Source organism: Stenotrophomonas sp. YJH_SMC_53, assembly GCF_059369995.1.
The window spans coordinates 45,753-60,074 of the sequence record NZ_JCAFTF010000009.1 but is presented as its reverse complement, the minus strand read 5'-3'; the positions used below and the strand labels follow the sequence as shown (position 1 = coordinate 60,074).

Annotated in this window: 15 protein-coding genes and 1 tRNA gene; 10 read left to right on the top strand and 6 right to left on the bottom strand. The window is 67.1% G+C overall.

What is annotated here, in order from left to right:
• Positions 1 to 111: 111 nt before the first annotated feature.
• Together AC5P7X_RS15080 and amaB are read right to left on the bottom strand one after the other, a co-directional pair.
• On the bottom strand, positions 112 to 951 hold the full coding sequence (locus AC5P7X_RS15080; protein ID WP_495215086.1) for an SDR family NAD(P)-dependent oxidoreductase: 840 nt from the start codon (positions 949 to 951) through the stop codon (positions 112 to 114).
• Positions 951 to 2,483 (bottom strand): L-piperidine-6-carboxylate dehydrogenase, encoded by a 1,533-nt coding sequence (amaB, locus tag AC5P7X_RS15075; protein WP_005416301.1) that lies wholly within the window; start codon positions 2,481 to 2,483, stop codon positions 951 to 953. Before amaB ends, AC5P7X_RS15080 begins: the two co-directional genes overlap by 1 nt.
• Before the next feature lie 183 nt (positions 2,484 to 2,666).
• Here amaB and AC5P7X_RS15070 point away from each other — a divergent pair.
• Both AC5P7X_RS15070 and AC5P7X_RS15065 read left to right on the top strand, forming a co-directional pair.
• Positions 2,667 to 2,743: transfer RNA gene (locus AC5P7X_RS15070), tRNA-Arg, on the top strand.
• A gap of 78 nt (positions 2,744 to 2,821) precedes the next feature.
• Positions 2,822 to 3,286, top strand: coding sequence for a GNAT family N-acetyltransferase (locus tag AC5P7X_RS15065; protein WP_053500017.1), 465 nt, complete (start codon positions 2,822 to 2,824; stop codon positions 3,284 to 3,286).
• A 26-nt stretch (positions 3,287 to 3,312) separates the two neighbouring features.
• On the opposite strand, the gene AC5P7X_RS15060 is transcribed toward AC5P7X_RS15065, so the two are convergent.
• Positions 3,313 to 3,672, bottom strand: coding sequence for a response regulator (locus AC5P7X_RS15060; RefSeq protein WP_049413819.1), 360 nt, complete (start codon positions 3,670 to 3,672; stop codon positions 3,313 to 3,315).
• Entirely contained in the window at positions 3,662 to 4,825 is a 1,164-nt protein-coding gene (locus AC5P7X_RS15055) for a two-component system sensor histidine kinase NtrB (protein WP_409349650.1), read from the bottom strand. The genes AC5P7X_RS15060 and AC5P7X_RS15055 overlap by 11 nt, the downstream gene beginning before the upstream one ends.
• 151 nt (positions 4,826 to 4,976) lie before the next feature.
• On the opposite strand from AC5P7X_RS15055, the gene AC5P7X_RS15050 reads away from it, so the two are divergent.
• From AC5P7X_RS15050 to AC5P7X_RS15030, 5 genes are all read left to right on the top strand, one after another.
• Positions 4,977 to 8,096, top strand: a complete 3,120-nt coding sequence (locus AC5P7X_RS15050) for a response regulator (protein ID WP_495215084.1) — start codon at positions 4,977 to 4,979, stop codon at positions 8,094 to 8,096.
• Entirely contained in the window at positions 8,093 to 8,917 is an 825-nt protein-coding gene (locus AC5P7X_RS15045) for a CheR family methyltransferase (protein WP_053499919.1), read from the top strand. Before AC5P7X_RS15050 ends, AC5P7X_RS15045 begins: the two co-directional genes overlap by 4 nt.
• Positions 8,917 to 9,492, top strand: a complete 576-nt coding sequence (locus AC5P7X_RS15040) for a chemotaxis protein CheB (protein WP_049413816.1) — start codon at positions 8,917 to 8,919, stop codon at positions 9,490 to 9,492. Before AC5P7X_RS15045 ends, AC5P7X_RS15040 begins: the two co-directional genes overlap by 1 nt.
• On the top strand, positions 9,489 to 10,622 hold the full coding sequence (locus tag AC5P7X_RS15035) for a hybrid sensor histidine kinase/response regulator (protein WP_095377692.1): 1,134 nt from the start codon (positions 9,489 to 9,491) through the stop codon (positions 10,620 to 10,622). The genes AC5P7X_RS15040 and AC5P7X_RS15035 overlap by 4 nt, the downstream gene beginning before the upstream one ends.
• Before the next feature lie 83 nt (positions 10,623 to 10,705).
• A complete protein-coding gene (locus AC5P7X_RS15030; protein ID WP_005416313.1) occupies positions 10,706 to 11,134 on the top strand; it encodes a BLUF domain-containing protein in 429 nt (142 codons plus the stop codon).
• Between the two features lie 15 nt (positions 11,135 to 11,149).
• On the opposite strand, the gene AC5P7X_RS15025 is transcribed toward AC5P7X_RS15030, so the two are convergent.
• The gene (locus tag AC5P7X_RS15025; RefSeq protein WP_005416314.1) at positions 11,150 to 11,470 is read right to left on the bottom strand and encodes an ArsR/SmtB family transcription factor; all 321 of its coding nucleotides are present in this window, start codon (positions 11,468 to 11,470) and stop codon (positions 11,150 to 11,152) included.
• Between the two features lie 83 nt (positions 11,471 to 11,553).
• On the opposite strand from AC5P7X_RS15025, the gene AC5P7X_RS15020 reads away from it, so the two are divergent.
• Genes AC5P7X_RS15020 through AC5P7X_RS15010 form a run of 3 tightly spaced genes read left to right on the top strand, consistent with a single transcriptional unit; the run spans position 11,554 to position 13,524 of the window.
• Complete coding sequence (locus AC5P7X_RS15020) at positions 11,554 to 11,994, top strand: YeeE/YedE family protein (protein ID WP_495215118.1); 441 nt, start codon at positions 11,554 to 11,556, stop codon at positions 11,992 to 11,994.
• Positions 11,991 to 12,428 carry a DUF6691 family protein gene (locus tag AC5P7X_RS15015; protein ID WP_329842582.1) on the top strand — a complete coding sequence of 146 codons (438 nt, stop codon included), beginning with the start codon at positions 11,991 to 11,993 and terminating at the stop codon, positions 12,426 to 12,428. Before AC5P7X_RS15020 ends, AC5P7X_RS15015 begins: the two co-directional genes overlap by 4 nt.
• A gap of 43 nt (positions 12,429 to 12,471) precedes the next feature.
• Positions 12,472 to 13,524 (top strand): linear amide C-N hydrolase, encoded by a 1,053-nt coding sequence (locus tag AC5P7X_RS15010; protein ID WP_053499905.1) that lies wholly within the window; start codon positions 12,472 to 12,474, stop codon positions 13,522 to 13,524.
• Here the strand turns inward: AC5P7X_RS15010 and AC5P7X_RS15005 are convergent.
• Positions 13,521 to 14,300 (bottom strand): DUF6491 family protein, encoded by a 780-nt coding sequence (locus AC5P7X_RS15005; protein WP_171956861.1) that lies wholly within the window; start codon positions 14,298 to 14,300, stop codon positions 13,521 to 13,523. The genes AC5P7X_RS15010 and AC5P7X_RS15005 overlap by 4 nt on opposite strands.
• Positions 14,301 to 14,322: the final 22 nt, after the last annotated feature.

The window sequence follows — 14,322 nt, the reverse complement described above, 5'->3', positions numbered from 1 at the left end:
CCCATGGGCAGTGCCCTGTAGAGCCGAGCCCATGCTCGGCTGCCCCCTTGGGCTGATGCGGGATCGACCGCGTCTTGCGTGCAAGCCGAGCATGGGCTCGTCTCTACAGATTCAGCCCATCAACACCTGGCCGCCATCCACGTTGAGCACGCTGCCGGTAACCCAGCGCGCCAGTGGCGAGCACAGGAACAGGGCGGCGTCGGCGATCTCACGCGGGTGGCCAAAGCGACCGAACGGGATCTTCGCCAGGGTGCCGTGGTACAGCGCTGGATCCTCGATGCGGCGACGGTCCCAGAGCCCGTCATCGAACTCGATCGAGCCCGGTGCGATGGCGTTGACCCGGATCCGGTCCTTGGCCAGCGCCAGCGCCTGCGAGGTGGTGTAGTGCGAAAGCGCGGCCTTGGCAGCGGCGTAGGGCGCGCCACCGGGGCGCGGCTGCTGCGCGGCAATCGACGACAGATTGAGGATGCAGGCATCGCTGGATGCGCGCAGCCAGGGCAGGGCCAGGCGTGAGGCACGCACCGCCGCCATCAGGTCGATCTGCAGGCTCGCGGCCCAGCCCTCCTCATTGTCGGCCATGCCGTAGCCGGTGGCATTGTTGACCAGCACATCGATGCCGCCGAAGGCATCGGCGGCGGCCTGCAGCCAGGCCTGGATCTGGCCAGGATCGGCCAGATCGGTGGAAAACGCATGCAATGGCGTGCCCTGCGCCTGTGCATCGGTGCGCAGGGCCTCCAGTCCGGCCTGGCCGCGCGCGCAGACCGAGACCTGCGCGCCGGCACCAGCAAAGGCCAGTGCCATTTCACGACCAATGCCCTTGCTGCCGCCGGCAATGAGCACGCGGCGGCCGCTGAAATCGAGGATCGGAGCCCCTGCGGGGATCAGACCCTGGGCATGGCTCAGATCCCCGGAGGGGCTCTGACCCACAGACGTGTCTGCGTCGTTTGCCATCACAGGTCGAACTTGATGCCCTGCGCCAGCGGCAGCGAATCCGAATAGTTGATGGTGTTGGTCTGGCGGCGCATGTAGACCTTCCAGGCATCCGAACCGGACTCGCGGCCACCGCCGGTGTCCTTCTCGCCACCGAAGGCGCCGCCGATCTCCGCACCGGACGTGCCGATGTTGATGTTGGCGATGCCGCAGTCGCTGCCGGCGGCCGACAGGAACTTCTCGGCGGTCTTCAGGTTCTGGGTGAAGATCGAGGACGACAGGCCCTGGGGCACGCCGTTCTGCATGTCGATGGCTTCGTCGAGGGTGTCGTACGGCATCACGTACAGGATCGGTGCGAAGGTCTCGTGCTGGACCACGGCGTCGCTGTTCTTCAGGCCCGTGACGATTGCAGGCAGCACGAAGTTGCCGGCGCGGTCGATGCGGGTGCCGCCGGTCTCGATGGTGCCGCCGGCCGCCTTGGCCTGGGCAATGGCATCGAGGAACTGCTGCACGGCGCCTTCGCTGTTCAGCGGGCCCATCAGGTTGGCGGCATCGGTCGGATCGCCGATCTTGCCTTCCACCTGCTTGTAGGCCTTGACCAGGGTGGCCAGCACGTCGGCGTAGATCGAGCGGTGCACGATCAGGCGGCGGGTGGTGGTGCAACGCTGGCCGGCGGTGCCGACGGCGCCGAACACGATGCCCGGCACAGCCAGCTTCAGGTCGGCGGTTTCGTCCAGGATGATCGCGTTGTTGCCGCCGAGCTCCAGCAGGCAGCGGCCGAGGCGGCGTGCGACCTTCTCGTTGACGGTGCGGCCGACCTGGGTCGAGCCGGTGAAGCTGATCAGCGGCACGCGGCGGTCATCGACCATCTTTTCCGACAGCGCGGTGCCGGCATCGTTGATCAGGAAGAAGATGTCCGGGAAGCCCGCTTCGCGCAGGGCATCGTTGCAGATCTTCAGCGAGGCGATGGCGGTCAGCGGCGTCTTGTTGGACGGCTTCCAGATGCACACGTCGCCACAGATCGCCGCCAGGAACGAGTTCCAGCTCCACACCGCGACCGGGAAGTTGAAGGCCGAGATGATGCCGACCAGGCCCAGCGGGTGGTACTGCTCGTACATGCGGTGGCCGGGGCGCTCGGAATGCATGGTGTAGCCGTACAGCATGCGGCTCTGGCCCACGGCGAAATCGGCGATGTCGATCATCTCCTGCACCTCGCCATCGCCTTCCGGCTTGCTCTTGCCCATTTCCAGGGCAACCAGCGAACCCAGGGCGTCCTTGTGCCTGCGCAGTGCTTCACCGCACAGGCGCACGGCTTCACCTCGGCGCGGCGCCGGCGTGGTACGCCAGACCTTGAAGGCTTCCTGGGCGCGGGCGACGACAGTCTCGTACTCGGCCTCAGTGGTGGCGCGGACCTGCGCGATCGGCTCGCCGGTGGTCGGGTTGACCGGGGTGATCAGCTCACCGCTGGTCGCGCTCGACCACTCCCCGTTGCCCAGGTACGTGCCAGCGTTGATCGCGTCCAGGCCAAGGGACTTGAGCAGCTCGGAAGACATGCAGACTCCTGTGTTTCGTTACGTTGTTTGGTGCCATCGCGGGCAGGTGGGGGACGCGATGAACTGAATCGCCGATGGTAGCAGAGCGCCCCGACCGGCCATGGTGCAACGCGCCAGGGGAACCGAGTGGAACATGAATGCTTGGAGGGCAGGGCACGTTGCCTGTAAACTTCCCGGCTGCATGGCCCCGTAGCTCAGCTGGATAGAGCGTCCCCCTCCTAAGGGGAAGGTCGCCCGTTCGAATCGGGCCGGGGTCACCATGTTCGCGGCGCCACGTCCGCGCGCTGCCCGCGAGGCCACTCGGATATGCTGGCGCCTCACCCTGCGATCCGGCCGCCATGGACCACCGCCTGCAGCCCGTGCAACCCCACGACTACGCGCTCATCGCCGGGTGGCTGGATTCGGCCGCAGCCACGTTGCGCTGGGCCGGGCCGGGCGTGCCCTATCCACTGCCACCCGATCAGTTCGAGAACGTATTGCAGCTGCGCGAACGCCCGGGATGGCTGCTGCTGGCAGAAAACGGCATGCGCGTGGGTTTCGGCCAGGCCTGGCGCACCCAGCCGGGTACGATGCATCTGGGCCGTCTGCTGGTTGCCCCGCAGGCGCGGGGCTGCGGTCTCGGGCGGAGGTTGGTACACGCGCTGATCGAGCAGGCGTTCCAGTCTGATGCCGTTGAACGGCTGACCTTGCGGGTCTATCGGGACAATGCCGCCGCAGTTGCGTTGTACCGGTCCCTCGGCTTCGAGCCGGTGGACACTGCATCCACGCCGGCGCTGCTGTTCATGCAGCGGGCCCGGCGCTGAGCATGGCCACGCAGGCCGGTACGCCTTCAGTCCTGCTTGAGCAGTTCAACCAGCTGGCGCAAGCGATAGGGCTTGGGCAGGAACTCCACCTGCTCAGGAAGCGGCGGCAGCTGCGAACGCGCATAGCCGGAGGACAGGATCATGCGTGCATGCGGCTGCTCACGCGCGACGTGCTCGCTGAGTTCGATGCCGGACATGCCATTGGGCATGCTGACATCGCTGAACACCACGTCGAAGCGTGCGTCGCCCTTCAGCAACGCAGCGGCTTCATGCCCGTCGGCCGTGGTGGACACCTCGATGCCGAAATCGCGCAGGGCCATGCCGATCATCTCGCGCAGATCGTTCTGGTCCTCCACCATCAGTACGCGGATCGGGTCATCGGTCATGGGTAAATTCCTCGGTTGCGGGTAGCAGCAGGCTGACCGTGGTGCCGACACCGGGCGTGGTGGACACGTCGACGAAGCCGCCGCTCTGGGTAGTGAATCCGAACACCTGGCTCAGGCCCAGGCCGCTGCCCTTGCCGATGTCCTTGGTGGTGAAGAAGGGCTCGCTGGCCCGCTCGGCGATGTCGGCGGCCATGCCGTGGCCTTCGTCGCAGACGCTGAGGGTGACATAGCCGCGTTGCAGCGTGGTGTCCGCATCCGGGTCGAGGCGATGTTCCAACGCGGTGCCGATCAGGATGCGGCCGCCATCGGCGGTGGCCTCCACGGCATTGGCCACCAGGTTCGCCAGGGCGGTCTGGAGCTGCATCGCATCGGTGCTCACCAGCGGCAGGCCCGGGGTGAGATGGGCTTCCAGTACCACCGTGGGCGGGCAGGCGCGTTGCAGGTCCGGCAGCCACTGCCGTACCAGCGCATTGATGTCCACCGATTCCCGGATCAGGGTCTGGCCGGTGCTGAAGGCCAGCAGCTGGCGGGTCAGCAGCGCGCCGCGGTCGGTGGCTGCCTGCGCGGCATCCAGCAGCTCGGCTGCGCGTGCATCGTCACTGCTGACACGCAGCGACAGCAGGTCAAGGGCGTTGCCGATGGTGGTCAGCAGGTTGTTGAACTCATGTGAGAGGCCGCGACTGAGCCGGCCGACCGTCTCGAACTGCTGCGTATTGCGCAGCGCACGCTGGGCATCGCGCAGCAGCCGCTGCGCCTGCCACTGCTCGGTGATGTCACGGGTGATCTTGACGAAGCCGAGCAGTTCGCCGGCTTCCACGACCGGTTCGATGACCACGCTGGCGCGGAACAACGAGCCATCGCGGCGAACGCGCCAGCCCTCACTGGCGGCATGACCCTGCTGCGCTGCCACGCGAAGCAGGCGCTGCGGTTCACCGGCCTCGCGGTCGGCGGCCAGGTAGAAGCGGCTGAAGTGCGTTCCCACCGCTTCATCGGCTGAATAGCCTTTGATACGTTCGGCGCCCGGGTTCCAGCTGCACACGATGCCTTCAGGATCAAGCAGGTACAGCGCATGGTCGCGCACGCTGTCGATCAGCAGTCGCAGTTGTCGGGAAGGGTCCGTCAGCACGGACGTCGTAGAAGCGGCTGCGTCCACGTGTAAATAAGTGTTACCCCTGTGAGGGACGTGAAGCTAGGCATTCAAGTGTGAAGGATGCGTGCACACCTGACACGTGCCATTTGTCCTGTGCGGCTGAATGCGACACGGAGTACCATCTTCCACCCTTTGCCCTCTGGAACCGACCTGCATGCGTCCTGGTGCGACTACGCGTGACCGCTGGATCTGGATGACGTCCGCCGTGCTGCTGGCCGCGACCATCGCGTTGGAACTGGTCGTCCCGCTCGGCTATGCGGTATGGCTGGCCTACTTCCTCGCGGTCGGCGTGACGGTGTTCCAGCGCAGTGCACGCGCGCCGTTCGTGGTCGCGATGATCGCCTGTGTCCTGCTGGTGATCGGCTTCAACGTTGCGCCAGCCAGCAACAATTCGTCGTTCTCGCTTGTCAACCGTACCGTCGGTGGCTGCGCCTTCCTGATGATCGCACTGATCGTCTCGCGCGCGATCCAGGCCCGGCGCCAGGCGATGCGCGCGCTCTGGCTGCAGGAGGCCGAGAACGCGGTGGCGATGAGCCTGCGCGGTGACCTCGGGCCGGAGCAGATCGCCGAGGCGGCAGCAGTAAGCCTGGCCGGGCAGCTGGATGCAGAGGTCGGTGCGGTCTATCGCCTGGACGGCGGCCGGCTGCAGCTGACCGGTGGCGTGGCGCTGCCCTCTGGGACGCCGGCCTCCCTGGCCCTGCACGAAGGACTGGCCGGGCAGGTTGCCCGGGACGAACGCATCCGCCACCTGCACGGCGAAGATGCTGCCGTGCTCGAACTGCAGACCAGCCTGGGCCGGCTGCCGGTGCGCGAGCGCATCCTGGCGCCGATCAGCAGCGATGGTACGGTGGTCGGTGTCATCGAGCTGGGCCGCGCGCGGGCGGGTGAACAGCGTGACCTGGATCGCGAGCTGCTGGAGCGCTGCGCCGACACCATCGGCATGGCACTGCGCGCGTCGCTGCTGCGTGCGCAGCTGGTGGTTCTGCTGGAAGAGTCGCAGCGCCAGGGCGAGGAGCTGCAGGCCCAGCAGGAAGAGCTGCGCGTGGCCAACGAGGAACTGGAAGAGCAGAGCCGCAGCCTGTTGCAGTCGCAGAGCCACCTGGAAGAACAGCAGGCTGAGCTGGAACAGAGCAACGTGCAGCTGGAAGAGCGCACCCACGAGCTGGAGGCGCAGAAGCAGGCACTGCTGATCGCGCAGAGCCAGCTGGTGCGCAACAGCAACGAGCTGGCGGCGACCTCGCGCTACAAGTCCGAGTTCCTGGCCAACATGTCGCATGAGCTGCGCACGCCGCTGAACAGCTCGCTGATCCTGGCCAAGCTGCTGGCCGACAACAAGGACGGCACGCTGACCGAGGAACAGGTGAAGTACGCGCGAGCGATCCTGTCGTCCAACAACGACCTGCTTGCGCTGATCAACGACATCCTCGACCTGTCGCGCATCGAGGCCGGCCATGTCGAACTGTCCGATGAAGTGGTGGTGGTCGAGAGCGCGCTGCAGCGCCTGCGCGAGACGTTCGAGCCGATGGCGCGGCAGAAGGGCCTGGCCCTGCAGATCGAAGCCGACGCCCTGGCACCGACCCAGATGGTGGTTGACAGCCAGCGGCTGCAGCAGATCCTGAAGAACCTGCTGGCCAACGCGGTGAAGTTCACCGAGCATGGCAAGGTCAGCCTGCACGTGCGTGCCGGCGGCAACGGCCGCATCCGGTTCGAGGTCTGTGACACCGGCATCGGCATTGCCCGCGAGCAGCTGGATGTCATCTTCGAAGCGTTCCGCCAGGCCGATGGCAGCACCCGCCGTCGCTACGGCGGTACCGGCCTGGGCCTGTCGATCTCGCGCGATCTGGCCGAGCGCATGGGCGGCGGCATCCAGGTTGACAGTGAGCCCGGGCGCGGCAGCTGCTTCATCTTGGAGCTGCCGTTGCAGGGTGCGCCTGCGGCGAGCGCAGCCGACGCTGCCGAGGTCCCCGTGGCAGCGCCGCCGACGGCGCCGGCCGTGCTGCCGGCCGTGCTGCCGGCCGCGCCCGTACGCGCTGCGACCGCGGCAGCCCCGGTTACTGCGATGGCCGGCGTAGCCGACGACCGCGGTCGCCGCCAGCGCGCCGGGCGCCTGATCCTGGCGGTCGAGGATGATGCCACGTTCGCCGAAGCACTGGTGGCGCTGGCCCATGAACTGGACTTCGACTGCGTGGTAGCGGGCACGGCGGAAGAGGCGCTGGCCCTGGCCAGTGAACTGCGCCCGAACGGCATCCTGCTCGATATCGGCCTGCCGGACGTGTCGGGCCTGAGCGTGCTGGAACGCCTGAAGCGCAACCCGGACACCCGCCACATCCCGGTGCATGTGGTCTCGGCCACGGACCGCAGCCAGGTGGCGCGCGAGCTGGGTGCGATCGGTTTCGCGATCAAGCCGACCACGCGCGAGCGGCTGGTGACGGCGATCGAACAGCTGGAACAGACCAGCCAGCGCGACATGCGGCGGCTGCTGATCGTGGAAGACGACAACGAGCTGCGCCACAACCTGGAACTGTTGCTGGGCCGCGACCAGCTGCAGATCGTCGCTGTAGGCACCCTGGCCAGCGCACTGGAACAGCTCAGTACGGTCACGTTCGACTGCATGGTGATGGACCTGTCGCTGCCCGACGGCAGCGGCTACGACCTGCTCGAGCACATGGCCGGCAACGACGATGTCGGTTTCCCGCCGGTGATCGTCTATACCGGCCGCGCGCTCAGTCGCGAGGAAGAGCAGCGACTGCGCCGCTATTCCAAGAGCATCATCATCAAGGGCGCGCGTTCGCCCGAGCGCCTGCTGGACGAGGTGACCCTGTTCCTGCACAGCGTGGAGGCCAGTCTGCCCAGCGACCAGCAGCGCCTGCTGCGCGAGGCCCGCCGTCGCGACACCGTGCTCGACGGTCGGACGGTGCTGCTGGCCGAGGACGACGTGCGCAACATCTTCGCACTGTCCAGCGTGCTCGAACCCCTCGGCGTCACGCTGGAGATCGCGCGCAATGGCCAGGAAGCGGTGGATCGGCTGGCCGAGCGCGAGGTCGACCTGGTGCTGATGGACATCATGATGCCGGAGAAGGATGGCCTTGCTGCGATGCGCGAAATCCGCGCGCAGCGCCACCTGCAGGACCTGCCGATCATCGCGCTGACCGCCAAGGCCATGCCGGACGACCGTGAGCGCTGCCTGCAGGCCGGCGCCAACGACTACATCGCCAAACCCATCGACGTCGACAAGCTGGTCTCGCTGTGCCGGGTCTGGTGCTCGCGGCAATGAACGAGCAGGCCCTGTTCGACCTGGAGCTGAAGGTGCTGCTGGAAGCGCTTTACCAGCGCTACCACTACGATTTCCGCAGTTATGCGGTGTCGTCGCTGCGCCGGCGGATCCGCCAGGCCATGCAGCGCTATGAGTGCGAGCGGCTGGCCGACCTGCAGCACCGCCTGCTGCACGAGCCGGACCTGTTCGCGCAGGCGATGCAGTTTTTCACCGTACAGGTCTCGGAGATGTTCCGCGACCCGGCCTATTTCCGTGAGCTGCGCGAGCAGGTGGTGCCGGTGCTGCGCACCTACCCGTCGGTGAAGCTGTGGGTGGCCGGTTGCAGTACCGGCGAGGAAGTGTGGTCGCTGGCGATCCTGTTGCACGAGGAAGGCCTGCTGGAGCGCAGCATCGTCTACGCCACCGACATCAATCCGGCAGCCCTGGCCACCGCCGAGGCCGGCGCCTATGGCATCGACCGGATGGCCCAGTTCAGCCGGAACTACCTGGCGGCCGGTGGCAGCGCCTCGCTGTCCGACTACTACGCCACGGCCTACGATGGCGCGGTGTTCGATCGCCAGCTGCGCCGCAACGTGGTGTTCGCCGACCACAGCCTGGCCACCGACACCGTGTTCTCCGAGGTGCATCTGGTGTCGTGCCGCAATGTTCTGATCTACTTCAACCGCGATCTGCAGGACCGCGCGGTGGGCCTGTTCCGTGAAGCGCTGGTGCATCGCGGCTTCCTTGGCCTGGGCAGCAAGGAGTCGCTGCAGTTCGGGCGCCACCACGGCGCGTTCGAGACCTGCTCGCGGGAGCATCGCCTGTACCGGAAGGTTGCCTGATGGCACTGCCGACACGACCGGCCGTGCTGGTGATCGGGGCCTCGGCGGGTGGGGTTGCGGCGCTGCAGGCGGTGCTCGGCGCGCTGCCCGCGGCTCTACCGGCGCCGGTGCTGGCCGTGCTGCACCTTCCGCGCGACCGCAGCAGCCGCATCGCCGAAGTGCTGGCGCCGTACTGCGCGCTGCCGGTGCGCGAGGCCGAAGACAAGCAGCCGCTGCAGCCAGGCACGGTGACCTTTGCGCCACCGGACTATCACCTGCTGGTGGAAGACGCCGGTTCGCTGGCGTTGTCGGTGGACGCGCCGGTGCTGTTTTCGCGCCCGGCCATCGATCCATTGTTCGAGTCGGCTGCGGCCGTGTTCGGCGCGCAGGTGCTGGCCCTGCTGCTGACCGGTGCCAGCAGCGATGGTAGTGAAGGGGTGGCCGCGGTGCGCGCCGCCGGTGGCCGCGCCTGGCTGCAATGTCCCGAGGAGGCCGAGGCATCGATGATGCCGGCCTCCGCCCTGCAGCACGCCGGCGCCGATGCCGTGCTGCCCCTCGAACTGATGTGCCGTCGCCTGAAGGAGTTGTTTGCATGAACCTGCTGCCACCGGACCCTGCGCAGTCGCAGACCCCGGTCAACCTGCTGATCGTCGATGACGTGCCGCAGAACCTGGTGGCCATGCAGGCGCTGCTGCAGCGCGAAGGCGTGAACCTGCTGCTGGCGGGCTCGGGCGCGCAGGCGCTGGAACTGCTGCTCGAGCATGAGGTGGCGCTGGCCCTGCTGGACGTGCACATGCCGGAGATCGATGGCTTCACCCTGGCCGAGCTGATGCGCGGATCACACCGCAGCCGGGATGTGCCGATCATCTTCCTGACCGCTTCGCCGGACGACCCGCTGCGCGCGTTCAAGGGCTACGAAACCGGCGCGGTCGACTTCCTGCACAAGCCGGTGGCGCCGCAGGTGATCCTGAGCAAGGTCAATGTCTTCATCGAGCTGTACCAGCAGCGGCAGCTGCTGAAGGCGCGCAACGAGGCGCTGGAGCGCTCGCTCAAGCTCAACGAGACGATGGCGGCGGTGCTCACCCATGATCTGCGCACGCCGCTGTCGGCGATCCTGCTGTGTGCCGACAAGCTGGCGCTGGAGCTTCCTGCGGGCAATGACGGCGCGCAGCAGACCCTGAAGCACCTGGAAGCCAGCACGCTGCGCATGGCGCGCATGGTCGAGCAGCTGCTGGACTTTTCGCGGATCCGCAGCGGCGGGCTGCGCCTGCAGGCCAGCGCCTGTGATCTTGCCGAGGTCACGCGTGCGGTGGTGGCCGAAGCGGGCAGCGCCCACGGCCACGCACGGGTGCATCTGGATATGCTGGGCGATACCCGCCTGCAGGGTGATCTGGATCGGCTGGGACAGGTTGCCGCCAACCTGATCGGCAATGCGCTCACCCATGGCAGTGAGGCGAGGGTGGAGGTGGACGGCCGTGATCCGCGCAGCGTGCTGCTGCGGGTGAGCAACGCGGGACGGATCGACGACGCGCTGCTGCCGCGCCTGTTCGAGCCGTTCAAGGCCAGCTTCCATCCCAGCAATGGCCTGGGGTTGGGCCTGTATATCGTCGATCAGTTCGTGCGCGCACACGGCGGGCACATCGCAGCGCGCAATGAAGCCGGTCAGGTGGTGTTCGAAGCCCGGTTGCCGAGGCGCACAGAGGGGCTGCCGGCGGCCGCTACCTGAATTCTTCAGGGAACACCTGCGGGCACTGAGACGGACTCGTCCGCAGCTGCTACCGTGGGTGTACATCTTGTCAAGGAAGCGCCATGCCACTGCGTGCCATCGCCTACGTCAGCCAGGCGCTGCCGGATCTTTCCGCTGAACGGCTGCGGGCGCTGGTTGACGATGCAGCCCGTTTCAACAAGATGGCGGGCGTGACCGGTGTGCTGCTGCATGACGGCGGGCGATTCCTGCAGTACATCGAAGGGCCGCCGGATGGTATCGATTCGGTGTACGAACGGATCCTGCAGGCCGGTAGCCATATCGACATCATCGAACTGGCGCGTGGCCGCCTTGGCCAGCGCCAGTTTCCGTACTGGTCGATGCGCGCGTTGCCGGTGGAGGAGGCGCTGCTGCGGCAACTGTCTTCCAGCGACTGGTCAGGTTTCACCCGCGCGTTGCATGGTGACCTGTCGGCGCCGACCCCGGTGGATCTGCTCGATCAGGTCGTGCAACCGGTGCTGCACGCAGGTTGAACCTGCGTGGAAGGTTCAGCGCGCGGCACTTCCGCAGTACGCCGCGTGCAACGCCTGCAATACGCCCAGCGCCGGCCCTTCCACTACCCGGTAGTGGATCGACTGCGCTTCGCGCCGGGTCGAGACGATGCCAAGTCCGCGCAGCACCGCCAGATGCTGGGACAGCGCTGATGCGCTGAGCCCGGTCAGTGCCTGCAGTTCCGGTACTGGCGCCTCGCCTTCGACCAGCCGGCACAGCACGCGCAGCCGTGCAGGATGGGCCAGGCTTTTGAGCAGCGCCGCAGCCTGGGCGGCATGCTCGGCCATCGCGGCACTGTCGAGCTCGATCCGGGCCATGGTTGACCTTTTGCTTTAGAAGACGCTAATTTAGAAAAAGCTAATTCAAAAGGCAAGCGAATGAACGGGACAACTGGAGGCAGATCATGACCGTGCCGTGGGCCGCCGTCGCGGGGGGTGCGTTGATCGGTGCGGCGGCGGTGGTCTTGCTGGCAACCACGGGCCGGGTAGCCGGCATCAGCGGCATCGCCGCTGGCAGCGTGCGCGCAACGCCCGGCGATCGAGGCTGGCGCTGGGCATTCCTGCTCGGCCTGCTTGCCGCTGCAGGGGGCGTGCTGTGCTGGCAGGCCGTGCCAGATCAAGCGCCCCGCGACCTGTTGCGTGACGCCTTGCCGGCGTGGCAGCTGGTTGGCGCCGGCCTGCTGGTCGGATTCGGTACGCGGTTGGGCAACGGCTGCACCAGTGGTCATGGAGTGTGCGGCATGGCCCGCGGCTCAATGCGGTCGCTGCTGGCGGTGCTGGTATTCATGGCCTGCGCAATGCTGGCTACATTCCTGATCCGTCATGGCGGGGGCTTCGCATGAGCCGCGTGATGGTGGCCGCCGGCGCGGCAGGGGCGCTGTTCGGCGCGGGCCTGGCGCTGGCCGGCATGACCGATCCGCGCCGCATCCTCGGTTTCCTCGACATCGCCGGCGATTTCGATCCCACCTTGGCCTGGGTGCTGGCCTCGGCACTGCTGGTCAGCGCGGTCGGCCAGCGCTGGGCGCTGCGGCGCCCGCGGCCGTCATGCGCAACGCGCTTCCAACTGCCCGCTGCGCGCGGTGTCGATGTACGCCTGGTGCTGGGCGCGGCATTGTTCGGAATGGGTTGGGGTTGGGCAGGCTATTGCCCGGGCCCTGCCATCGCCGGGCTGGCGGTGGGATCGCGCGAAGCGCTTTGGTTCGTGCCGGCCATGCTTGCAGGTTTCTGGCTGCACGATCGCCTGGTTCGCCGGGGCTTCACCGCTGTGTCACCCTGAATCGGGTCATATCCACGGATCACGGGGAAAGGAGCGCAACGACATGGCACGGATGAAGTGGAAGGAAAGGGCACTGCTGGCGGTCGCGCTGGCCGCCGCAGTGGCACCCGCGCTGGCCTGCACGCGCGCGGTCTACCTGGGCGACAACGGTGATGTGATCACCGCGCGCTCGATGGACTGGAAGGTCGATGTGGCGACCAACCTCTACGTGCTGCCGCGCGGCATCGCGCGCACTGGCCAGGCCGGGCCGAAGTCGCTGGCCTGGACGGCGCGCTACGGCTCGGTGGTGGCCACCGGTTATGACGTATCGACCACCGATGGCATGAACGAGAAGGGCCTGGTGGCCAACCTGCTGTGGCTGGTCGAATCGGAGTATCCGAAGCAGCGCGGCAACAAGCCGGGCCTGGCCATCTCACTATGGGCGCAGTATGTGCTGGACAACTTCGCCACCGTCGACGAGGCGGTCGCGGCGCTGCAGCGCGAGCCGTACTCGATCGTCACCGACAAGGTGCCGGGCGAAGACCGCCAGGCCACGCTGCACCTGTCGCTGTCAGATGCCAGTGGCGACAGTGCCATCGTCGAATACATCGGCGGTCGCCAGGTGATCCACCATGACCGGCGCTACCAGGTGATGACCAATTCACCGATCTTCGAGCAGCAGCTGGCACTCAACAGCTACTGGCAGCAGATCGGCGGCACGGTGATGCTGCCGGGTACCAACCGCTCAGCCGACCGTTTCGCGCGCGCCTCGTTCTACATCAACGCCATTCCCAAGTCCGAAGACCCGGTGGTGGCGCTGGCCAGCGTGTTCAGCGTGATCCGCAATACGTCGGTGCCCTACGGCATTACCACGCCGGGCGAGCCGAACATCTCCTCCACGCGCTGGCGTACCGTGGCCGACCACAAGCGGCGCTTGTACTTCTTCGAATCGGCATTGACCCCGAACACGTTCTGGGTCGACCTCAACAAGGTGGATTTCGGCGGCAAGGTGCTCAAGCTCGATCTCGGTCCGGACCAGCGCAATACCTTTTCCGGCGACGCGCTGGGCCACTTCGTGCCCAGCGCACCGTTCGCGTTCCTTGGCGTCGACGGTTAGTTCGACGCCTGGCTGGAAGCCGGATAGACCGCCTGGATCGTGCAGCCGCCGCGGGTGTACTGCGGCAGCGGCGCCAGCGCGTCGTTGCGCAGGTCACCATTCTCGAATCCGGCGGTGAGGATGCGATCGCCCGGATTGCCACAGATCAGGCCGTTCTGCATGCCGGAGTGGAAGCTCAGCTGTGGCGCACGGTCGAGCTGGCGGCAGTGGCTGCCAAGCTCCACGCGATAGTAGCGGTGACCCCCATTGCGATGCGGATTGGTCTCCACCAGCATGCCCTGCGGGTCGGACGACCACGCGCGCACGTTGCGCGTGGCAAAGCAGTACGACGGCGAACCACCGAAACTGCGGCGGATGTCCCTGCGCTCGCGGATGGTCAGGGCGGGCAGGGTGGCCATGCGCAGGCGGTCGCTGTCGCGGGCCACGCTGGCGTAGTCGCGATCCTGCACGGGGGTCACCGCGCTGATCGCGCAGTTGCGGCCATCGACCACCACACGCTCGCTGGGGCGACCGCAGGCCCAGCCGGCGGGTGCTTCAAGTTTCAGCGTGGTGGCACCGCGGACGCCGGGGCACTCTTCGCTGAAGTCGATCCGATATGCCTGGCCCGAGGCGGCTCGCAGAGCGATTGAACGCGATGAAGCCTGCTCCACTTCCTGGACGCCGACCGCGTCCATGCAGTGCGGGGCCGGTGGCGTACGTTCCTGCGCGGAGGCCGAGGCGGTGAGCGCCAGGCCGAGGCTGGTGGCAAGCACCAGGGACAGCTGCTGATGGGTCATGACCTGCACTCCCTGCGTTGGA